This is a genomic window from Paraburkholderia sp. WS6, assembly GCF_030464835.1.
Taxonomy (GTDB): domain Bacteria; phylum Pseudomonadota; class Gammaproteobacteria; order Burkholderiales; family Burkholderiaceae; genus Paraburkholderia; species Paraburkholderia madseniana.
This window is the reverse complement of sequence record NZ_JALQCK010000019.1, coordinates 143,279-165,104: the sequence shown is the minus strand read 5'-3', so window position 1 is coordinate 165,104 and position 21,826 is coordinate 143,279. Positions and strand designations below refer to the sequence as shown.

At 61.8% G+C, this 21,826-nt stretch carries 14 protein-coding genes; 8 read left to right on the top strand and 6 right to left on the bottom strand.

Translation table 11 applies throughout. From position 1 onward, the window contains the following. The 3 genes from M0D64_RS22905 (at position 1) to M0D64_RS22895 (ending at position 4,436) form a co-directional block, all read left to right on the top strand. Positions 1–1,251, top strand: a complete 1,251-nt coding sequence (locus tag M0D64_RS22905; protein ID WP_171929281.1) for an acetamidase/formamidase family protein — start codon at positions 1–3, stop codon at positions 1,249–1,251. A 283-nt stretch (positions 1,252–1,534) separates the two neighbouring features. Continuing rightward, on the top strand, positions 1,535–3,943 hold the full coding sequence (locus tag M0D64_RS22900; RefSeq protein WP_266259354.1) for an acetamidase/formamidase family protein: 2,409 nt from the start codon (positions 1,535–1,537) through the stop codon (positions 3,941–3,943). A 79-nt stretch (positions 3,944–4,022) separates the two neighbouring features. After that, the gene (locus M0D64_RS22895) at positions 4,023–4,436 is read left to right on the top strand and encodes a RidA family protein (protein ID WP_266239642.1); all 414 of its coding nucleotides are present in this window, start codon (positions 4,023–4,025) and stop codon (positions 4,434–4,436) included. A gap of 123 nt (positions 4,437–4,559) precedes the next feature. On the opposite strand, the gene M0D64_RS22890 is transcribed toward M0D64_RS22895, so the two are convergent. From M0D64_RS22890 to M0D64_RS22875, 4 genes are all read right to left on the bottom strand, one after another. Continuing rightward, complete coding sequence (locus M0D64_RS22890; RefSeq protein WP_266259352.1) at positions 4,560–6,029, bottom strand: MFS transporter; 1,470 nt, start codon at positions 6,027–6,029, stop codon at positions 4,560–4,562. 136 nt (positions 6,030–6,165) lie between these two features. Next, the gene (locus tag M0D64_RS22885; RefSeq protein ID WP_266259351.1) at positions 6,166–8,133 is read right to left on the bottom strand and encodes an aconitase family protein; all 1,968 of its coding nucleotides are present in this window, start codon (positions 8,131–8,133) and stop codon (positions 6,166–6,168) included. Between the two features lie 106 nt (positions 8,134–8,239). Beyond that, a complete protein-coding gene (locus tag M0D64_RS22880; RefSeq protein WP_266239645.1) occupies positions 8,240–9,142 on the bottom strand; it encodes a LysR family transcriptional regulator in 903 nt (300 codons plus the stop codon). A gap of 297 nt (positions 9,143–9,439) precedes the next feature. Next, positions 9,440–10,648, bottom strand: coding sequence for an MFS transporter (locus tag M0D64_RS22875; protein WP_266239646.1), 1,209 nt, complete (start codon positions 10,646–10,648; stop codon positions 9,440–9,442). A gap of 161 nt (positions 10,649–10,809) precedes the next feature. On the opposite strand from M0D64_RS22875, the gene M0D64_RS22870 reads away from it, so the two are divergent. Further along, positions 10,810–11,748 (top strand): LysR family transcriptional regulator, encoded by a 939-nt coding sequence (locus tag M0D64_RS22870; protein WP_266259350.1) that lies wholly within the window; start codon positions 10,810–10,812, stop codon positions 11,746–11,748. A 20-nt stretch (positions 11,749–11,768) separates the two neighbouring features. On the opposite strand, the gene M0D64_RS22865 is transcribed toward M0D64_RS22870, so the two are convergent. Further along, on the bottom strand, positions 11,769–14,429 hold the full coding sequence (locus tag M0D64_RS22865) for a winged helix-turn-helix domain-containing protein (RefSeq protein WP_266259349.1): 2,661 nt from the start codon (positions 14,427–14,429) through the stop codon (positions 11,769–11,771). A 194-nt stretch (positions 14,430–14,623) separates the two neighbouring features. Here M0D64_RS22865 and M0D64_RS22860 point away from each other — a divergent pair, with 194 nt between their 5' ends. Continuing rightward, a complete protein-coding gene (locus tag M0D64_RS22860) occupies positions 14,624–15,862 on the top strand; it encodes an MFS transporter (protein ID WP_266259348.1) in 1,239 nt (412 codons plus the stop codon). A 173-nt stretch (positions 15,863–16,035) separates the two neighbouring features. Here the strand turns inward: M0D64_RS22860 and M0D64_RS22855 are convergent, their stop codons facing one another. Then, positions 16,036–17,277 carry an ammonium transporter gene (locus tag M0D64_RS22855; RefSeq protein ID WP_216674285.1) on the bottom strand — a complete coding sequence of 414 codons (1,242 nt, stop codon included), beginning with the start codon at positions 17,275–17,277 and terminating at the stop codon, positions 16,036–16,038. Positions 17,278–17,828: 551 nt separating this feature from the next. On the opposite strand from M0D64_RS22855, the gene M0D64_RS22850 reads away from it, so the two are divergent. Genes M0D64_RS22850 through M0D64_RS22840 form a run of 3 tightly spaced genes read left to right on the top strand, consistent with a single transcriptional unit; the run spans position 17,829 to position 21,702 of the window. After that, positions 17,829–18,560: a gluconate 2-dehydrogenase subunit 3 family protein gene (locus M0D64_RS22850; protein WP_266239650.1), complete on the top strand. Its 732-nt coding sequence runs from the start codon at positions 17,829–17,831 to the stop codon at positions 18,558–18,560. Then, entirely contained in the window at positions 18,560–20,338 is a 1,779-nt protein-coding gene (locus M0D64_RS22845) for a GMC family oxidoreductase (RefSeq protein WP_266259347.1), read from the top strand. Before M0D64_RS22850 ends, M0D64_RS22845 begins: the two co-directional genes overlap by 1 nt. Then, positions 20,335–21,702 (top strand): cytochrome c, encoded by a 1,368-nt coding sequence (locus tag M0D64_RS22840; RefSeq protein ID WP_266259346.1) that lies wholly within the window; start codon positions 20,335–20,337, stop codon positions 21,700–21,702. Before M0D64_RS22845 ends, M0D64_RS22840 begins: the two co-directional genes overlap by 4 nt. The last annotated feature ends 124 nt before the right edge of the window (positions 21,703–21,826 follow it).

Below are 21,826 nucleotides of genomic sequence, written 5' to 3'. Positions count from 1 at the left end.
ATGAAGCACCATACTCTCCCCGTGTCGCCCGAAACGGTTCATTGGGGTTACTTCAGCAAAAAAGTCGAGCCGGCGTTGACGGTGCGCTCCGGCGACCGGATCACGATCGAGACGCTGACACACCATGCAAACGACGATCACGAACGCATGGTCGCGGGCGACCCCGGCGCCGAAAGCATCTTTCACTGGACCCGGGAGCACAAGGCCATGCCGCGCCGCGGCGCGGGCCCAACCGACGGACCCTTTACGCTAGGTTCGGGCGAAGGTGTCGGCGTGCATCTGCTGACCGGGCCGGTCGCGATTGAAGGGGCCGAGCCCGGCGACGTGCTCGAAGTGCGGATTCTCGACGTACGGCCGAGGCCGAGCTGCAATGCGTGTTATCGCGGCCGTTGTTTCGGTTCGAACGTCGCCGCATCCTGGGGCTTCCACTATCGCGATCTGATCGAGGAGCCGAAGCCGCGTGAAGTCGTGACGATCTTCGAGCTCGATACCTCCGGCGAGCCGTTCGCACGTGCGGTCTACAACTACGTGTGGACGCCGCAGACCGATCCGGACGGCGTCGTTCATGCGATGATCGATTATCCGGGCGTGAAGGTCGATCATTCGCTGGTTCGCAAGCGAGAGAACATCCTGTCGAACGTGAAGGTGCCGGCCAGGCTGCATTTCGGCACGATGGGGCTGGCGCCGACGGAGGCCGACTACGTCAGCTCCAATCCACCCAGCTACACCGGCGGCAATATCGACGACTGGCGTGTCGGCAAGGGGGCGCGGATGTATTACCCGGTCGCCGTCGAAGGCGCATTCTTTTCGGTCGGCGATCCGCATGCGGCTCAGGGCGACAGCGAGCTCGGCGGTACCGCGATCGAGACCTCGTTGACGGGGGACTTCGAATTCGTGCTGCACAAAAAGAACGACCTGGGCGGCACGATCCTCGAAGGCCTCACGCACCCGATGCTGGAAACCGACGACCAATGGTCGGTGTACGGCTTCACCTTCCCGAACTACCTGGCGGCACTCGGCCCGGCCGGACAGATCGAGGTGGCGCAGCACTCCAGCCTCGACAAGGCGATGCGCGACGCGTTTCGCAAGCTGCGCCGCTTCCTGATGACCGTACACAGGCTGAGCGAGGACGAGGCCATCGCGCTGATGTCGGTCGCCGCGGATTTCGGCGTCACGCAAGTCGTCGACGGCAACTGGGGCGTACATGGCTCGATTCGCAAGAATGTCTTCGTCGACGGCGCGGGGGACTGAGCGTTCCCGTGTGGGCCGCGAGGCGATGCGGAGCCCACAAGGGCTGGCGTGCCGGATGCATCGGTACGGTGCATATGCGCGCTGCTGGTGCGGTCTCGCGCACGACTGTGGCGGCCTCGCGCGCGCTGCCGCTCAGGGCCGGCCGGGCATCATCGATGCAGTCGACGTGCGATGGCGCGAATATTGCTCTTCTGCGATGACCCGTCCGGCTCCCCGAATCCATCCAAGGGTAGCGGGCGCCCTGCGACGCGCTCGCGCCGCAGGCATCGGCCCTGGAGTCCACTTGGATCTGCTGCGCTTTACTACCGAATCCTATCCGGAAGTCGAACGGCTGCGCGCCTGGCGGGAAGCGCTCGACAGGATGGGATGGCGTAGCGGCGCGATACCTCCGGCACGAGCGTTGCACGGGACGATCCAGACGCAGCGGTCGGTCGGGGGCTTCGATCTGAGCCTGCTGGCGTCCGTTGCGCAGACGCTCGAGCCGAATGCTGCCGGCGGCGACAGCGTGCTGATCATGCTGCACCTTGACGGCGTGGCGACGCTGCTCGCCGACGGCCGACGCCAGCCCCTGACGTTGAACGACCTCGTCTATCTGCCGTCACGCGAGGGTTGCTCGCTGGTTTTCGCCACGGATTTCCGCGCCTTTGTCGTGCGTATACCGCGTGCGGCGATCAGAGGGCGGCTGCTTGCGCCGTCGTCGATGTGTGCCGGGCGGATCGCCGGAGATGCCGGCATCGGACATGTGTTTTCCGGTTTTCTGGCGTCGCTGGCGGAAAGCGTGGACACGTTGTCGGCCAACGAGTTGCGTCCGCTTGAACTCGCGCTGATTGAGTTCCTGGTAGCGATTCTCGTAGTGCATCAGCGCGAAACGCCGATCAGCGGGCTGACATCGTCGCAGGCGGCCATCTTCTCGCGCGTTTGCCGCAGTATCGATGAGCGGCTCAGCGACCCGAAAATCAGTCTCGCGCTTCTCGCCACAGAAGAGCGCGTCTCGCAGCGCTACCTGCAAAAGCTGTTCGAAACCGCTGGCCAGAGCTTCTCCACCTATTTGCGGCTGCGCCGCCTCGAACGTTGCAGGGCCGAACTAGTCGATCCGCTACACGAAAAGATGTCGATCTCGGATATCTGCTTCCGTTGGGGTTTCAACGATCCCGCGCATTTCAGCCGTGCGTTTCGCGACCAGTATCACACCTCGCCGCGTGCCTTCCGTAACGAAGCGAGCCTGGATCTGGCCCGGCATCTGGTGCAGCGCATTTCGCGCGGACTGCCGTTCAACACGGAAGCGCTGCTGCTCCATGCGCAAGCCGCGGCGCAGGCCAGCGCGCAAGCGCGGCCGCGGGAAGCAACGCTCGACGATGCGGGTACGGTCGTGGCCAGCCCCACCGTCGAGACGCGGACCGAGTCCACAAGGGGCGTCGCCCGCCGGCCGGGCAAGCCGCGCCACCACCTGTTGCGTGCGACGGCAAACACGGTGCACTGGGGCTATTTTTCGCACGACCTGAAGCCGGTGCTCGAAGTCGACAGCGGCGATACCGTGACGATAGAGACGCTGACGCAGCATGCATCGGACGACTGGGCGCGCATGGTTGCCGGTGACCCAGGCGCCGAAAGCGTGTTCCACTGGACCGCAGAGCGCAAGAACGTGAACCGGCGCGGTGCCGGACCGATCGATGCATCGATCTACGGACGCGGCGCCGGCGAAGGGTTCGGGGTGCATATCTGCACTGGTCCGATCGCGGTGCGCGGCGCCGAACCGGGCGACGTATTGGAAGTCAGGATTCTCGATGTACATCCGCGGCGCTGCGCGAATCCGCAATTCAGCGGGCGCGCGTTCGGCAGCAATGCGGCCGCGTGGTGGGGCTTCCATTACCGCGAGCTGTTGACCGAGCCTAAACCGCGCGAAGTTGTCACGATTTATGAACTCGACGCCGAGCCGCAGCCGCACGACGGTCCGCCATATGCACGTGCGGTCTACAACTACCGCTGGACGCCGCAGCGCGATCCGTTCGGTGTGGTGCATCCAACGATCGATTATCCGGGCGTGCCCGTCGACCATTCGACGGTCGAGGAGAATCACGGGATCCTGAAGGGTGTCAAGATTCCCGTGCGCCCGCATTTCGGCCTGATCGCGGTCGCGCCGCAACAGGACGGCCTCATCGATTCGATCCCGCCGTCCGCGTTCGGCGGCAACCTGGACAACTGGCGCGTCGCGCAGGGCGCAAGCGTCTATCTGCCGATTGGCGTTCCCGGCGCGTTGCTGTCAGTCGGGGATCCGCACGCGTCGCAGGGCGATTCGGAGCTGTGTGGGACCGCCATCGAATGCTCGCTGACCGGCGACTTCCAACTGGTGTTGCACAAGAGAGCGACTCTTGCCGGTCAACCGTATGCGGACCTCACGTATCCGCTCGTCGAAACCCCCGAAGAGTGGGTGCTGCACGGCTTCAGCCATGCAAACTATCTGACTGAATTCGGCACGCACGCGCAGAGCAAGGTCTACGAGAAGTCGACGCTAGACCTGGCGATGCGTGACGCGTTCATCAAGACACGCCGCTTTCTGATGACGACCAAGGGTCTCACCGAAGATGAAGCAATCTCGTTGATGTCGGTTGCGGTCGACTTCGGCGTGACACAGGTTGTCGACGGCAACTGGGGGATGCACGCGATTATCCGCAAGGCCTTGTTCGCGGATTAATTATTGTGTGACGTTCGCTATGGCGCTGCCAGGCGTCGTACGCGTACGACGCTTTTCTTTGTTCATGGAGTTACGGTAGATGGATTTATCGACGAGATTCTGGATGGTTGAGGATGCGCCTACGCCAGTCGGTCCCTTTTCTCATGCCACCGAGCAGCACGGCTGGGTGTTTCTCACTGGCCAGATGCCGACATCGCCTGACGATGACAACGCCCCGCTTCCCGAAGGTGTTGCCGCACAGACAACCCGGGTGATGGACAATCTGGTTCTCGTGTTAAAGGGGATCGGGCTTGGGCTCGAAGATGTCGTCTCCGCGCGGATCTTTCTGACCGAGTTCAAACGCGATTACGCGGCGATGAACGCGGTCTATGCTGCCTATTTCCCGCCTGCGAAATTGCCGGCGCGGACTTGCATCGGCGTGACTGGATTGGCGCGTGACGCGCTCGTCGAAATTGACTTTATTGCACACAGGCAGACTTCAGCAGCCGCTTGATATCGGTGGGCGGATGTTGACCATTCCGGTGCCGGATTCATGACTGTCAGCAGCGGGTCGGCCGTTCTTCTTGCCTGGGCCGTCTGGATGAGTCGGGAGCACTCATTCGTGCCCCACGCCCGACTACCTGGAAATCTTCTCCAGCTCGAGCCCCTTCGTCCGCGGCCCCATCAAGCCGATCACCAGCATCACAATCAGCATTGCCCCGGCGATGAACACAAACACACCAGTCGTCCCGAAGTGCTTCAACACGGCAGCGATCAGAAAGGCCGTGAAAATCGCCGAGAAGCGGCTCCACGAATAGACGAAACCCACCGCCCGCGCGCGGATACTTGTCGGAAAAAGCTCGGTCTGATACGCATGGTAGCTGTACGAAATGATGTTGCCCGCGAGCGTCAGACACACACCAAGGCTCACCAGCAACACCGCACCAGACGCCTGGCTGAACCACAAACCGCACACGATATTCACCGCCGCCATTACCACGATCACCGTCTTGCGCTCGAAGCGGTCTCCGATGAAAAGTCCGATCACCGGACCGATAGGCGCGGCCAACGCGATCACGCTCGAGTACATCAGGCTCGTGGTGATCGTAATGCCCTGCTTGATCAGCAGCGTCGGCACCCAGTTCGCAAAGCCGTAAAAACCGACAGTCTGGAAGATATTGAAGATCGTCATCATCAGCGTGCGGCTGCGGTACGGCGGCACCCACATATCGCGGAAGCTGCCGCGCGGCGCGACCGGCGCGGGCGGCGCCGGCGGCGGCAGTTCACGGCCGTATTCGCTGCGTACTTTCGCTTCGAGTTCGCTCATCACGCGATCGGCTTCGGCGAGACGCCCTTGTTGCGCAAGCCAACGCGGGCTTTCCGGCAACGCGCGCCGGATCCACCAGACAAACAGCGCACCGTGTGCGCCGATCAGCACCACCCAGCGCCAGCCGTCGAGGCCGAACAGCGTGCGCGGCACCAATAGATAAGAGAGAAAAGCCACCACCGGGACGGCCGTAAAACCAACGGCCTGCTCGCATGCGAAAGCGCGGCCACGAATCTGCTTGGGCACCAGCTCCGAGATATATGTGCCGATCGTCACGAGTTCGACGCCGATACCGACGCCCGCCACGAAGCGCCAGAAGTTCAAACCCGTCGCCGTTTCCTGAAACGCCATTACGACGTTGGCCGCCGTGTACCACAGCAGCGAATACGTGAACACGGCGCGGCGGCCGAAGCGATCCGCCAGAAAGCCGCACGCGATCGTGCCGATGAACAGCCCGCTGAACAACGCGGCGATGAAACTCGCAACGCCAGTCGAGCCGAACAGGCCGTGCGTCGTTGCGGTCAGCAGGCCGCTTTTGACGAGACCAGGCGCAACGTAGCCCGAGTACAGAAGGTCGTACAGTTCGAAGAAGAAGCCGAGGCTCAGCAGCACCACCAGCTTCCACACGGAACGCGTGGCGGGCAGCCGGTCGAGGCGCGCGGAGATGCTGCCGGCGTCGAGCGTGGTGGATGCAGCGGACGCCGCAGCAGTTGCGCTTGCGGAAGACGCCGCGCCGCCGGCGCTGCGCGCGACGGACCCGGCGTGATCGAGGGATGCCATATTGTTTGTCTCCTGGTGATGCAGGTCATTCAGGCGATGCACGATGATGCTCGCCGCGGCCGGTCTTGTGCCGGCCTTGGGTACTTTCGTATGTCACACGCACCGCGATGCCGGGCCGCAAGGTCCGGCCAGCATTCTAGCGGCGCGCGTGCTTCAATTGTTCGAAGGTGGTGATTTTTCCGGCCAGCGCGCTCGCCGCAACGGTGTACGGGCTCGCGAGCCACACGTTGCCCGGCCCCGAGCGGCCGGGGAAATTGCGGTTGATCGCGCTGATCGTCACCTCGTTCGCATCGGCCGACTGACCTGGTCCGCAGTTCGCGCACGAACCGCAGCCCGGCATCACGAGCGTCACGCCCGCGCGCTCGAAAACCGGCAAATAGCCCTGGTTCTCGCAGTAGGCGCGCACGGCCATGGTGCCGAATTGCAGGAAGAGACGCGTGCCCTCGGGCACATGCATGCCCTGCTCCACGCCCCAGCGCAATACCTCGTGATAGAAGTCGAAGTCTTCGCGCTTGCCCGCCGTACACGAGCCGCCATACGCGATATCGATTGCGACGTCCTGCTTCAGTTGCGGCGCCGGCACGCCATTGCCCGGATCGCCCGGACGCGCGAGCATCGGTTCGATGGCGGTGGCGTCGATGCGGATCGTGTCGCGATACGTGGCGCCCGCATCGCTTTTCATCCAGTTTTCAAGGGCGAAATCGACGCCGCGACGCTCCTTCAGGAACGCCACGGTGCGTTCGTCCGGTTCCACGATGCCCGTGAAGCCGCCCAGTTCCGCGACCATGTTGGTGAGCGTGGCGCGTTCGTCGATCGACATCGCGCGCACCGCGGCGCCGCCATACTCGAACACGAGGCCGATCGCGCCGCCCGAGCGGATCACGTCCATCTGCAAGAGGTGCAGCACGAGGTCCTTCGCAGTGACGCCGTCGCGCAACGTGCCGTCGATTTCAATGCGCAAGGTCTCGGGCACCTTGCAACGCACGTAGCCCGTCACCCAGCTATTGGCGATTTCCGTTGCGCCCGCACCGAATGCAAGGCAGCCGAGCGCGCCGGAATGCGGCGTATGCGAGTCGGTGCCGCATGCAACCTGTCCTGGCAATGCGTACTGCTCGGCCATCAACGCATGACAGATGCCTTCCGAACCCGGCGAGTTGTCGAGCGCGCCGTGCGAGCGCACCGGATAGTCGCGCGAGAACGACGTGTGCCCTTCCATCAGATTGGCAACGCCCGGCAGCAATCCGTCGCGCACGTGCGGAATGCTTTGCGAAGCGAGCACCAGGTGATCCTGGAACGCGATGATGTGATCCGGCGCATGCAGCGGCGCGGGCTTGCCGAACGCGCGATGCATCAGATGCGCGCACATGCCGGTGAAGTAGTCGTGGCTGAAGCGCCAGTCGGCGGCGATGAACACGCCGTCGCCGCGCTGCGCGCTTTCAATGCCGGGATGAAGATGGCGTTCGATGATCTTCTCGACCAGCGTCTTCGGCTCAGGGGCGGTTGCGGTGCTTGCCGCGTTTGCCGGGTTTGCCATTTCCCGCACACGCGGCGCCGGCCAGTTCGCGAACTTGCTGTACGCAAGCAAGCCACCGCTGCGAATGATCTGCTGCGTGAGCGCGTCGCGGCCTTTGAGAAACTCGTCGATCGGCACCGTCTCTCCCGCGATCAGACGATCGAGCACGGAGAAATCGGTGGTCGTGAGAATGCCGATGTTGTCGCAGTTCTGCTGATAGATACGCTCGAAACTCTCCGCGACGATCAGGCGAATGCCCGCCGACAACTCTGCCAACGGGCTCGATTCGCGCGACGACCCCTTGCCGTAGCGCTTGCCCGCCACCGTCACCTGGAAGCCACCGTTCTTGACCGCATGGCGGCCGATCGGCATGCGCTCGCCGGCCTTGAAGCCGACGTACGGATACTGGCCGAGGCGTTCGTCATAGGTGAGCATGACGGTGACCGGTGTGATTTCGTCGGTGGAGACGTTATCGCGCAGCGCACCGGCGGTGGCGCGCGTGAAATTTTCACCGGCAAGTTGCGCCTCGATCACCGCGGGGTCCTGTGACAGGTACAGCACGCGGCCGTCCAGACGAATCGTATCGCTCATGAGCATTCTCCTTGCGCCCACTATACGGCGCGCGCAGGCAATGCCGAAGTGCCGGTCCAGCAACACAGACGTCTCGTTTGGAGAATGGTGCGAGGCGCCCTGCGGGCTAGGGCTTGCTGCCGAGGAACCCCACCAGTGCCGCCGCGCTGGCGCTTAACTGATCTCGCGACTTGAAGATCATGATGAGATGCCGCACCGCCCAGGCGTCGCTCAAGGACAGCAGGCGCACGTCGAGCGCATTCACATAGAGCAGTCCCACCTGCTCGGGCACGATTGCGATGCCGAGACCGGCATGGACCATCCGGCACAGTGCGTCGAGACTGCTGACGCGGATCTTGACGTCGATCTGCCGCCCAGCGCTGGCCGCCTGCTGTGCGAGAAGTTTGGTCAGCGCACTCTCACTGCGCAGGCCGACGAAGCTGTCGTCGAGCAACTCGTCGAAGGCCACGCGCGAAGCGGAGGCCAGACGATGGCCGCCCGGCACCAGCACCGCCAATCGGTCTTCCCGATACGGCACCTGCTCGAAAGCTTCACTGCCCGCCACCGGATTGCAGATGCCAAAGTCGGCGCCGTGTTCGTCGACGATACGCAGCACGTCGGCGCTGTTCTCTTCCTCCAGTTCGATCGACACCTCCGGGAACGCGCGCCCGAAAGCCGCCACGTCCTCCGGCAAAAACTGCACGATCGACGAGAGATTCGCCACCACCCGCACCCGCCCCTTCGCCCCCGAGGAGAAGCGCGACAACTCGGCGCTCATCTGTTCGATGTTGCCGATGATCGCCTGCGCATAGCGCAGCACGGTCTCGCCGACCGGCGTTACCGTAATGCCGCGCGACTGGCGCTGAATCACCGGCAAGCCGATCAGCGCCTCGATTTCAGCAATGCGCCGGCTCACCGCGGACGAGGCGATGAACTCACGCTCAGCCGCGCGCGCGATGTTCTGCTCCTGGCAGACGGCGACGAACAGGCGCAGCGAGGTGAGGTCGAGCTTTTTGAGGAGGTTTTCCATGGTGCTGCGTTTTACATTTGAGAGTGCAAAGGCATTGCCTTTTTCTACATTTGAATAAAGCGGTGACCGCTCCGCGAGCAAAGTCGCCGCCTTTTTAACGCCCGATTTGCCTCTATCCTACCCGTCGGCGTGTCTCGCCCCTGAAGCGGCTGCTTCGAACAATAGGTGAGGTTTGCTATGAGCATCAATGAACGTTGTTACCTACTTCGGCATTGCTCCTGCCATCGTCGTGATCAGCGAGCAGTCCATCCATACGCCTAAGGCAGTGCGATCAGTTTGATTCGAACGCTAGATCGCCTATCGCGCTTCATGCACCTTATGGTCGGCGCTTCTCTCGCGTTCCGCCGCAAACGGCCGCGGACCGGACGCGGGAATGATCTGCAGCAGCATTGAGGCGCTGGCAAAAACGAGCCCGACACCGCACACGCCCGGCCAATGCCACACGCTCCATGCATAGTTGCCAAGCGTCGCGCCGAGCGCCCCGCCCGCAAAGCGGATCGTCATATAGAGCGTGTTGGCGCGACTCATCGCGGTGCTCCGAACTGCCAGATTGCGCGCCATGTTCGAGACATGCGAGCTTTGCAAGCCTAGGTCGAGCAGGACCACGCCGACGATTAGCCCGCCGATGCTCGCGCCTTTCCAGGCAAGCAGCATATACGAGGCGATGAACACGATGCTGGCCACGAAAATGACACGACGCGGATCGTGCCTATCGGTCAGCTTTCCAACGGCATAGGACGCGCTCGCGCCGGCGACACCGACAAGCCCGAACAATCCGGCTGTCTCGCTGCCGTAACTGGCGTTGAGGCCGTGCAGGTGAAACGCGAGCGTCGTCCAGAAGGCGCTGAATGCGGCGAATTGCAACGCCGCGATCGAAGCGGTCTGCCGTACCACGGGCTCCTCGCGCAGCAGCGCAAGCAGCGAACGCATCAACGCACCGTAGCTGCCCGAGAAGGTCGGCTCGACGCGCGGAAGCACGCGCGCAAGCATGACGGCAACGGCCACCATTGCGACTGCCGCGAAGGCGTAGACAGCGCGCCATCCGAAATACGCAGCGATCACGCCCGATACCGTGCGAGAGACGAGGATGCCGCAAAGCAGGCCCAACATCACGATTCCGACGGCCTTGCCGCGGCCTTGGGGTCCTGCAATCTGCGCCGCAAGAGGCGTGAGCAGTTGCGGTGCCACACTTGCCATGCCCGCGGCAAAGCTCGCCGCCACAGCCCAAGGCAGCGTGGGCGCCGCCGCCATCGCAACGAGGGCAACGACGGACGCCGCCAACGTGAACGCGAAGAGCTTGCGAAGCTCGACCTTGTCGCCCAGCGGAATGAACAGGAGCAGGCCGAGCGCATAACCAGCCTGCGCGGCGATGGAAACCACGCCGGCCTGCCCTTCAGCAACCCTGAACGTATGCGCGAAATCGACGAGCAGCGGCTGGTTGTAATAGTTGTTGGCGACGACGAGCCCGGCTGCGAGTGCCATGACCCAGTAGATCGACTGTTTCATCTGCGTCCATCCTTTGCCGGAAATGTTCGAAGAGCTCACGCGCTCCAGGCGTGGCGCGCGGGCTTTTGCGGTTTGCTCAAAGGGGAATGTAGACTATTCCCCGATTCGGGAGTACGGTCATAAAGCGATAATGACTCTTCCGCTTCGAGGAAAGGTGACCAATGGACCGATTCGACGCGATGAACGTGTTTGTCCGAGTGGTGGAAACCGGCAGTCTGTCTGCCGCTGCACGTGCGATTCCGATGTCGCTCACTTCGGTGAGCCGCCACTTGTCGGCGCTCGAAAAGCAATTCGGCATGCAACTGCTGCGGCGCACGACACGGCACATTGCGCTGACGAACGAGGGGCGTCTATTTTTTGAGCGCGCGAAGTCGATCCTCGCGGAGCTGGACGAAGTGGGCACGTTACTCAGCGCGGGCCAGAGCGAGCCGGCGGGCCGTTTGCGCATCGCTGTGCCCACGCTGCTCGGCCGAACCGTCATCGCGCCGCTCTTGCCGTGCTTCCTTGCGCGCCACACCGCGGTTTCGGTCGAACTGCTGTTGATCGACCGCGCCGTGAATCTCGTCGAGGAGGACATCCACCTCGCGATTCATGTGGGCCGCCTGCCCGATTCAGCGCTCGTGGCACGCAAGCTCGGTGACGTGCGCATGGTCGTTTGCGCCGCGCCGTCTTATATCGAACGCCGCGGCGCGCCTTGCTCGCCTGACGAGCTGCGCCGGCACGACTGCCTCGTTTTCTCCGATCAGCCCGGCCCCGTCGATTGGCGCTTCAAGTCCGCAGGCACCCGTCATTCCGCCCGCATTACAGGTCGCCTCTGGGCCAACGCGCTCGACGTGCTCGCGGCCGCGGCGATCGACGGTGCGGGCATCGTGCGCGCCCCGTCGTGGCAAGTGGCAGCCGACATCGAGTGCGGCCGGCTGCGGCGTATCCTGCAGGACTACGAGACTATGCCTGCACCTGTGAATGTGCTCTTCGAACGCGCGCGACGCACGTCACCCTCTGTGCGGGCCTTCCTAGACTACCTGGTCGAATCGACGGAAACGGGCCCGCTCGCGGGCATGTCCCGCTTCGGCGAAGCGCTCGGCGCGGCAAACGGGTGATACCGCATTACGCCGGGCGCCTATGCGACATGTTCGTTCGTGAGTCTTAGCTCCCACGCCTTGGCGCCCTGAGCGCGCGCCAGCGTCAACGCTTGCTGCAAAATCAACGCCCGTGGCGCTCGCCGAGATGACCTCTTCTCCGAGAGCGTCCGAGACTTGACTCTCATCAGTTCAGGGGCGTTCCAAAACTGTCCAGTAGCGTCGCCGGCCAGCCGGGCATTAATGAGGCTGGCTGCTTCTCGCATACGGCCCTGTTCCAGCATTGCGCTCGCAAAGTCGGATAAGAAAACGGAATAAGCCGGATCAAATCCACGGGCTTGCAGCGTCTCCAGTGTCGATCGAAGCTCGACGAAAGAGACAGCGTTCGGATCCTGGAATACTTTCGCCCAAAGTGAAAAAGCCGAACCATAGAGTCCCCAAAAGTCCAGACCGTGAGTTCCTGCCACTTGGATAAGCTGCTGGGACACACGCTTGACGCCTTCTACGTCTCCCGAAAGTGCGCCCACGTTACAGCTTCCCTCCGCAAGGGCGCAGCATAGGGTGCAGGCGTGATCCAGTGCCATCGCCTCGTCAATCGCTATCTGGGCAGCCCGTCGCGCTTTGGCCGGGTTTCCCATTACCCACAGAATGCGCGAAAGAAAGGCCCAACCTGCCACGCGCTGGTCCATTCCAAATCTGAAATGGGAGCCATGACGTTCGTCGCGCGTATAACTGTCGAGCATGCACTCAATTTCAGACAAAGCTTCAGTGTGATTTCCCAGAAAATGATGAGATGTCCCAATCAAACGACGTGCCGTCAGAAGTGCCGCTTGATCGCGATGACTCGCGGCTAGATCTGCCATGTTTTTCCCGTGCTCGAGGGCCTGTGCGTAGTAACCGCTGCGGAGATGATAAAGCCATAGACCGTATTCAGCCTGCAGTTGCGTTTCCGCGTCGTCCAGCCGGAGCGCGAGATCGCTGGCCCTGCTCCAGGCCCGCCCATTAGCCGGAACGGGTCCACGTGACCAGGTCAGCGAAGTGGCCAGTGCGGTCTGGATCATCATCTCCTGGCGCTCTTCAACCGGAGGAATTTTCGTTTCTTCCAGTACGTTCGTAATCCGCAGGCGACACTCGTCGTAGAGTGATAGTTGTATCCAGAATGGGGCGGAGTTCGCGAGAATGAGCAGACCCGAGGCACGGCGCTTACTATCTGACAATGACCAGTCAAGAGCGGCCCTGATATCGTCAATGTGGTGTTCGTATTGTCGCTTCCATTGCGTCGTGGGTAGCGACGTCCAATCTCGTTGGGCTTGAGAAGTCAATTGCTCAACGAAGCGAGCATGCTTTTCAGTCATGGCCGCCGTGCGGTTCGCAAGCTGCTCCAGGGCGTATGCCCGCAGCATGGTTAGATAGCGATAGCGAATCGGTTGGGTTCCGGCCTGCAACGTGATCAGCGACTTGTCAACGAGGCTGCAAAGCACATCAACCAGTCGGGTGGGCTTTTCCAGATTGGTGGATACGATACGTTCTGCGGCAGCGACGGTGAAATCGGCAGGGAAAATGGCCAGCTCCTGGAACACCGCTTGTTCCACGGAGTCGAGTAATTGGTAACTCCACTGCAGCGCGTCACCAAGCGTCCGATGGCGACCTGGGGTCTGGCGTTTCTGAGCGGCAAGCAATCCGGACGAAAGGGCTAAATCTTCGGTGACCGCTGCGAGACCCAACGATGGCACGCGAGCTGCAGCGATTTCCAATGCCAGTGGAACCCCATCGAGCGCCCTGCATAACGTCGTAACCTGCTCTACGTTCGTTTCCGTAAGCTCGAAGTGATAGTCCGCGGAAGTTACACGCCGGACAAACAGTTCAACCGCACTATAGCTTCTTGCGTTTGCTGCGTTGATGGTGCGCGGAGGTAACGCGAGGGGACTGAGCCGGTAGACCTGCTCACCGTCCAGCCCCAATGGGGTCTGGCTGGTGAGCAGCACGCTCAGTTGCGGATCAGATTCCAGAACCCGCTCGAGGGCCGCTGCACAGGCCGACGTAACGTGTTCGCAGTTATCAACGACCAGTAGTGCCCTTCCCGGGTGAGACGCCAACTGTTGTGTGCTTGTCCCAGCAAGCCCCGCCAACGCGCTCGAAATAGCTGGCGATACTGAGGCTGCGCTCAGTTGCGACAAGTCGGCGAAGTAAACCCCGTCGGGAAACCAGGGACTGGATTCTGACGCGGCCTCTATCGCCAGGCGGGTCTTACCTATGCCGGCAGGGCCTGTGAGCGTACATAGCGTTTGGGTAGCCAGCAGCCGGTTCAATTCCAATAGCTCCTCAACGCGGCCGATCAAAGGAGACCGTGGGCTCGGCAGGCCAACTCGTGGTTGAGGTGCGCCTATGGACGACGTGACAGCCCGATGCGCCTGCACTGAACCTGTAAAACGATAGCCTCGACCGAATTCCGTCGCGATAAGGTCCCGATCATCCCCCAGTATTTTTCGCAACGACGAGATCTGCGCCTGCAAGCTGTTTTCCTCGATGACCTCCTTCGACCATATCCGGGAAAGAAGCGAATCTTTGGATACGACCTGGCCTGCCGTACTGACAAGCTGGACTAACACGTCCAGCGCACGCTCACCTACGTCCAGTCGTACACCGTCTCTTAACAATAGCCGCAAACGTGGGAACAACTGGTAGCTGCCGAAAGCAACCATATCGTCGTCGCGGGAGTCCGGGCCCTTCGACGGCCTTTCATGGCGAGTCTTTGTACCTGTAGGCATTTGTCAATGTCACACGGCGAGATTTCGGGGATCAACAGGGATTTCAGACGTCTGAAATTGTAGGCCAAAGACTTCTTGTGTGCGCTGCATCACGATGAAGGTCCCTGTACTACGTCGTGAGTCTGGACATGTCACCCAATACAGTTGGTAGCGAATCTCCGGCGCAGTCCGCCGCCCCTGAAGAGCCCGGGTTAACACATCACCTGGACAGTTCATTGCTGATGGTGATGGCGGTTGCCTGCGGTGTCTTCGTCGCTAATATTTACTACAACCAGCCGATCCTGGAACTATTGCAGCAGGCTTTCCCACGATCGGTTGGCCTCGTCAATCTGGTTCCGACGGCGACACAACTGGGTTTCGCCTGTGGTCTGTTTTTTCTGGTACCTCTGGGAGACCGGATTGATCGGAGAAAATTGATTCTCGGGCAAACGGCAGTGTTAGTCGTGGCGTTGGTATGCCTTGCTGCAGCCCCGAATGCCTGGTTGCTGGTAGTCGCTTCAGCAGTAGTAGGTATTTCAGGATCTGTTGCCCAACAAGTCGTACCGTTCGCGGCAGAACTAGCCGGATCCAATCGCCGTGGCCAGGTCGTCGGTACCGTGATGAGCGGCCTGCTTTGCGGCATTCTGCTGGGACGGGCCGTCGGCGGATTTACTGCCGATCATTGGGGCTGGCGTGCCACGTTTTGGCTAGGGGCCGCGATGACCGCCATTATCTGGGTCATGTTGCTAGTCAAACTCCCACACAGTGAACCCAAGACAAGTCACAGCTACTTTCGTCTCATGAAGTCACTCATCGAGTTGTGGCGAGAAGAACCGTCACTGCGCCGTGCAACGTGTATTCAAGCCGCGATGTTCGGCTCCTTTATTGGGCTATGGACGATTCTGGCATTGCGTCTGCATGAAGCCTTCGGCTTGGGGGCTGATGTCGCAGGCCTCATGGGGATCGTTGGTGCGGCCGGTATTCTGATTGCCCCACTTGCCGGCCGTGTCGCCGATCGTCGTGGACCTCATGCCGTTATCGGGCTTGGTTGTCTGATCATGCTGCTGTCATACGCGGTTCTCGGCCTTTGGGGCAGCCTCGTTGGCCTGATCGTCGGCATCATCCTGTTGGACTTCGGTGAGCAGTCGGCTCTCATCTCCAACCAACATGTGGTGTACGCACTTCGCCCGGAGGCAAGAAGCCGACTCAACACGCTATTCATGAGCGGCATGTTCGTAGGCGGTGCCGCGGGTTCCTGGGGAGCAAGTCTCAGTTGGCGACTAGGTGGATGGCACACAGCGTGCATATTCGGCAGCGCATTGGCATTGCTCGGGTTTGTTCTTCATTTCTCCGGGAGGCTGGCTGCTTATGGCACCACCAGGAGTTGAAACGTCGACAGTGGCTGAAAGCAACCGGGAATGGAATCGATGCCTCCCCCTGTAAGGGCCGACGGACGTAGCAGCTCGAAGGAATCAGGAAACTTTCGTACTCGACTCAATGTGAACGTAGAAAAGAGAGCGGGACGCAAGCGTCCCGCTCTCTTCTCACCTTGTGCTTTTGCTTACGCGTCCAGATAAGCCACTTCGCCATGCAACTCGGTATCGAGCCCGTGCTGCGCGGCGGCTTCACCGACCTTAACGGGTGTCACGCGGTTGATCAGCCACAACATGCCCCACGTGAACACGAACGCCCAGACGCCGGACACACATACCGCCACGCATTGCTTGACGAAGAAAGCGCCGCCACCTAACAGCAGGCCATCCGCGCCATTCGGATTCCACGCTTTCGACGCGAACACGCCGAGCAGAACGGTACCGACAAGACCTCCCACGCCATGCACGCCCCACACGTCGAGCGCGTCGTCGAGGCCAAGCCGGTTTTTCAGCGCAACAGCGTAATAACAGATCACACCGGCAGAAATGCCGATTATCGCGGCGGTGCTCAACGACACATAGCCGGCCGCGGGCGTGATGGTCGCAAGGCCGGCGACCGAGCCGGTCAGCAAGCCGATGAATTTCGGCTGCCGTGCGTTGGCCCATTCGATCAGCAGCCACGTAATGGCAGCGAACGAAGCGGCGACGTCGGTGTTAAGGAAAGACGAGGCCGTGATGGCGTCGACGCGCAGCTCGGAGCCGGCGTTAAAACCATACCAGCCGAACCACAGCAGACCCGTGCCGAGCGCGATCAACGGCACGTTGTGCGGCTTGTGCGTGAGGGTCTGACGGCGTCCCACATACAACACCGACGCTAGCGCGGCGAATCCGGCGGTGTTGTGGACCACAATGCCGCCCGCGTAATCGAGCACACCCCACTTCGCGAACAGTCCATCCGGACTCCAGACCATGTGCACGAACGGGAAATACACCAGCACCAGCCAGCCGGTCAGAAACAGGAAGTACGCCTTGAACGTCACGCGGTTGGTGAACGCACCTGTGATCAGCGCCGGCGTGATGATCGCAAACATCATCTGATAGGCGACGTGGACCACCAGCGGAATGCCCGCGTCATTGCCCGTGTACATCGTTTGCAGCGTAATGCCGCGCAGGAACGCATAGTAGGTCGGGTCACCAATGATGCCGTGCCAGCTTGGGCCGAAGCACATCGAGTAGCCGAACGCGAACCACAGCACGGTTGTCCACGCGAGCGAGATGAAGCTCTGCATCATGATCGCCAGCACGTTCTTGCGTTCGACTAGGCCGCCGTAGAAAAACGCGAGACCCGGCGTCATCAGCATGACGAGGCTCGCGCACAGCAGCATGAAAGCGGTATTGCCAACGTTGATCGGCATGGTTGCGGGAAGCACAGCTTGTCTCCTTGATGGTCGTCGTGATGTGTGCCTCCGGCGGCGCGAGGCACGGGCGTCGAAAAGAGCCCTTCAGCGCGGAATTTCTTTCAATTTGTAGGCTTCGTCTGTTTTCGCGCGTTTGCGGCAGGCGAAAAGTATTCTCGCGCCGGAGTCGGCGCAATACGGCTGGAAGATATAGCGGGATTCACGTGCCCCGTATGGCCGTCTCAGGCCCGACCGGCGACCGCTCGCCATCGTCAGCGTGCTGTAAGCGCGGGTAAACCACGTCCGCTCGAACGGCCGCTCATAGCGATGCCTGCGCAAAAACGTCGCTTTTTTGCGTCAGTTTCACATCGCTCCGTCCGCCCCGCCCACAGGCCACACAGGCTTAAAAACACCTATGATTTACAAGACATATTTCCTTCAAAAGGAAATTTAATCACTTCATGAAACAGCTTATTGTAAAAAAGTAGAGACACATTAGAACCGGTTCCATTTACTATGGCGCCGAAATCCGAAGACCGTCCGTGCACACCACGGCGCGCCCCCATCTCGCGATAAAGAACAATATGGCTCAATCTCCCCTCACCTCCCGCCGCGGCTTCTTACGCACGGCCGTTGCGCTGGTTCCCGCCGGGACCCTCGCCGGCTGTGAAGTCAAGCAATCCGCCACGACTGCTCAGGGCGCGAGCGGCACCGCCTCCGCGGGCCAGCCCTCCGGTGCCGACTACAAGCCGCATTTCTTCGACGCGAAGGAATGGGCGTTCATCCACGCGGCGGTCGATCGCCTGATTCCATCGGACAGCGAAGGCCCGGGCGCGGTCGAAGCCGGCGTGCCCGAGTTCATCGACCGGCAGATGGACACGCCGTATGCGCACGGCGCGCTCTGGTACATGCAGGGCCCATTCATGCAAGGCGCGCCGGAACTCGGCTATCAGTTGAAGCTCGTGCCACGCGATCTGTACCGGCTCGGCATCGCGGCGGTCAACGCCTACTGCACGAAGACCTACTCGCATCCGTTCGACGCCCTCGACGCACCCACACGCGACACCGTGCTCGCCGCGCTGGAGACAGAAAAGATCGATCTCGCGGACGTCCCGGCCGGCGTCTTCTTCGGCCAGTTGCTGCAAAACACCCGCGAAGGCTATTTCTGCGACCCGATCCACGGCGGCAATCGCGACATGGGCGGCTGGAAGATGATCGGCTTCCCCGGCGCGCGCGCCGATTTCATGGACTTCGTCAACCAGAACGGTCAGGCCTATCCGTATGGCCCCGTGTCGATTGAAGGAAAGCGCACCTGATGACCACACAAACCAAACCGCACGTCGACGCGGTCATCGTCGGCTTCGGCTGGACCGGTGCGATCCTCGCGAAGGAACTCACCGAGGCCGGCCTCAAAGTGGTCGCGCTCGAACGCGGCGAGTATCGCGACACCTATCCGGACGGCGCGTATCCGAACACGATCGACGAGCTGACCTACAACGTCCGCAAGAAGCTGTTCCTCGACCTCTCCAAGACCACCGTATCGATCCGTCATAACGTCGGCGACACCGCCCTGCCTTATCGGCAGCTTGCCGCGTTTCTGCCGGGCGAAGGCGTCGGCGGCGCCGGCTTGCATTGGTCAGGCGTGCATTTCCGCATCACTCCGGAAGAGCTGCGTCTGAAGAGCCACTATGAAGAACGCTACGGCAAGCGCTTCATTCCTGACGGGATGACGATTCAGGATTACGGCGTCAGCTACGACGAACTCGAACCGCATTTCGACTTCGCCGAGAAAGTGTTCGGCACCTCGGGCCAGGCTTATAAGGTCAACGGCAAGGTGGTCGGCGACGGTAACGTGTTCGACGCGCCGCGCAGCGACAACTTCCCGCTCCCCGCGCAGTTGAACACCTACTCGGCCGAACGCTTCGGCAAGGCCGCGCGCGAACTCGGACTGCACCCGTACCGCCTGCCTTCGGCGAATACGTCGGGTCCGTACACGAACCCGTACGGCGTGCAGATGGGACCGTGCAACTTCTGCGGATTCTGCAGCGGCTACGCGTGCTACATGTACTCGAAGGCGTCGCCCAATCTGAACATCCTGCCGGCGCTGAAGCAGTCGCCAAACTTCGAACTGCGCTCGCGTTGCCACGTGCTGCGCGTCGAACTCGACGATACGAAAAAGCGCGCCAAGGGCGTCACGTACGTCGATCCGGCGGGCAACGAAGTGTTTCAGCCTGCGGATCTCGTGATCGTCGCGGCGTTCCAGTATCACAACGTTCACCTGCTTCTGCTCTCGGGCATCGGCAAGCCGTATGACCCGATCTCGGGCGAAGGCGTGGTTGGCCGCAATTTCGCGTATCAGAACCTCTCGACGATCACCGCGTTCTTCGACAAGGACACCTTCACCAATCCGTTCATCGGCGCGGGCGGCAACGGCGTCGCCGTCGACGACTTCAATGCAGATAACTTCGATCACGGTCCGCTCGGCTTTGTCGGCGGCTCGCCGTTGTGGGTGAATCAGGCGGGCACCAAACCGATCAGCGGCATCGCGACACCGGCCGGCACGCCCAACTGGGGCGTGGACTGGAAGAAGTCGGTGAAGGACCACTACGCGCACACGATCTCGATGGACGCGCACGGCTCCAACATGTCGTACCGCGACGTGTTCCTCGACCTCGATCCGACCTATCGCGATTCCTACGGCCAGCCGCTGTTGCGCATGACCTTCGACTGGAAGGACAACGACATCAAGATGGCGCAATACGTGACCGGGCAGATGCACAAGATCGCGCAGCAGATGGGGCCGAAGTCCATCGGCGTCTATACGCGCGAGTTCGGCGCGCACTTCGATTCGCGCCGCTATCAAACGACTCACCTCGTCGGTGGCGCGATCATGGGCACCGATCCGAAGACAAGCGTGTTGAACCGTTACCTGCAAAGCTGGGACGTGCACAACGTGTTCGTGATGGGCGCGTCGGCGTTCCCACAAGGCATCGGCTACAACCCGACCGGCCTCGTCGCGGCGCTCGCCTACTGGTCGGCGCGTGCGATTCGCACGCAGTATCTGAAGAACCCCGGGCCGCTGGTGAGCGTATGAAGAAGAAGATCGATACGAAACGCCTGGGTCAGGCATTCAGACGCGTGCGCGCTGCATCATTCTGCGTGGCGGCTACGTTGTCCGTTCCGCTCGCCGCGCAAGCCGCAACGCTCCCACCTCAATCCGACGCGACGTTGATCGCGCACGGCGCGTATCTCGCGCGTGCCGGTGACTGCATTGCATGTCACACGGCACAATCCGGCAAACCCTTCGCGGGCGGCCTGAAGTTCGACACGCCGATCGGCGCGATCTACTCGACCAACATCACGCCCGATCGCAACACCGGCATCGGCTCATGGACCTTCGCGCAGTTCGATCGCGCGGTCCGTGCCGGTGTGCGGCCGAACGGCGACACGCTGTATCCGGCGATGCCGTACCCGTCGTATGCGCGTTTGAGCGATGACGACATGCACGCGCTGTATGCGTACTTCACGCAAGGTGTCGCGCCGGTGCACCAGACGAACCGTGCGGTCGATATCGTCTGGCCGCTGTCGATGCGCTGGCCACTCGGCATCTGGCGTTACCTGTTCGCGCCTGATCCCGCGGCGTTCAATTCGAAACACTATGCCGATCCGGTGGTTGCACGCGGTGCGTACCTCGTGCAGGGCCTCGGCCACTGCGGCGCCTGTCACACACCGCGTGCAGTGACGATGCAGGAACGCGCGCTGAGCGATCTCGACGGCTCCGAGTTTCTCGCAGGCGGCGCGGCGATCGACGGCTGGGTCCCGTTGAGCCTGCGCAGCAATCCACGCACCGGCATCGGTTCGTGGAGCGAGGCCGATATCGTGCGATTCCTGAAGGCCGGACGCACGCAGCACAGCGCGGCATTCGGCGGCATGACGGACGTCGTGCAGCACAGCATGCAGCACATGAACGACGCCGATCTCACGGCGATCGCACGCTACCTGAAGACGCTGCCGTCGACCGATCCGAACGAAAAGCCGTACGTGTACAACGATACGGCGGCTCGCGCCCTGCGTACCGGCGACGCCACAACGCCAGGAGCCGCCGTATACCGCGACAACTGCACCGCCTGCCACCGCAGTGACGGCCGCGGCTACACGCGCGTGTTCCCGGCACTAGGCGGCAATCCAGTCGTGCAGGGCAAGGACGTGACCTCGCTGATTCACGTGCTGCTGACCGGCAACACGCTCGAAGGCACGAAGACCGCGCCGTCCTCGTTCACGATGCCCGCCTTCGGCTGGCGCCTGAACGATCAGGAAGTCGCCGACGTGACGAACTTCGTGCGCAACAGTTGGGGCAACACCGGTTCGACAGTCAGCGCGGCAGATGTCGCCAAGGTCCGCAAGACCGTCACGGTGCATGCGCCCGAAATGCCACCTGCCGCGGCACTAAGCCACTAACATCGCGCCCTTGCAACTCGCCCGCAATCAGGGCGAGTGACGACAAGGATCGCGCAAGCCGCTTCTCCCCTTCACGCAATCTGCTCCGTTGGTCATGAGGCGAAGCGGCAGTAGCGATTAGCTT

Coding starts and splice junctions, on each gene's coding strand:
- M0D64_RS22840 (WP_266259346.1), top strand. CDS start 20,335: ATGAAGAAGAAGATCGATACGAAACGCCTGGGTCAGGCATTCAGACGC.
- M0D64_RS22875 (WP_266239646.1), bottom strand. CDS start 10,648: ATGAAACAGTCGATCTACTGGGTCATGGCACTCGCAGCCGGGCTCGTC.
- M0D64_RS22880 (WP_266239645.1), bottom strand. CDS start 9,142: ATGGAAAACCTCCTCAAAAAGCTCGACCTCACCTCGCTGCGCCTGTTC.
- M0D64_RS22890 (WP_266259352.1), bottom strand. CDS start 6,029: ATGGCATCCCTCGATCACGCCGGGTCCGTCGCGCGCAGCGCCGGCGGC.
- M0D64_RS22895 (WP_266239642.1), top strand. CDS start 4,023: ATGGATTTATCGACGAGATTCTGGATGGTTGAGGATGCGCCTACGCCA.
- M0D64_RS22860 (WP_266259348.1), top strand. CDS start 14,624: ATGTCACCCAATACAGTTGGTAGCGAATCTCCGGCGCAGTCCGCCGCC.
- M0D64_RS22845 (WP_266259347.1), top strand. CDS start 18,560: ATGACCACACAAACCAAACCGCACGTCGACGCGGTCATCGTCGGCTTC.
- M0D64_RS22865 (WP_266259349.1), bottom strand. CDS start 14,429: ATGGTTGCTTTCGGCAGCTACCAGTTGTTCCCACGTTTGCGGCTATTG.
- M0D64_RS22870 (WP_266259350.1), top strand. CDS start 10,810: ATGGACCGATTCGACGCGATGAACGTGTTTGTCCGAGTGGTGGAAACC.
- M0D64_RS22850 (WP_266239650.1), top strand. CDS start 17,829: ATGGCTCAATCTCCCCTCACCTCCCGCCGCGGCTTCTTACGCACGGCC.
- M0D64_RS22905 (WP_171929281.1), top strand. CDS start 1: ATGAAGCACCATACTCTCCCCGTGTCGCCCGAAACGGTTCATTGGGGT.
- M0D64_RS22885 (WP_266259351.1), bottom strand. CDS start 8,133: ATGAGCGATACGATTCGTCTGGACGGCCGCGTGCTGTACCTGTCACAG.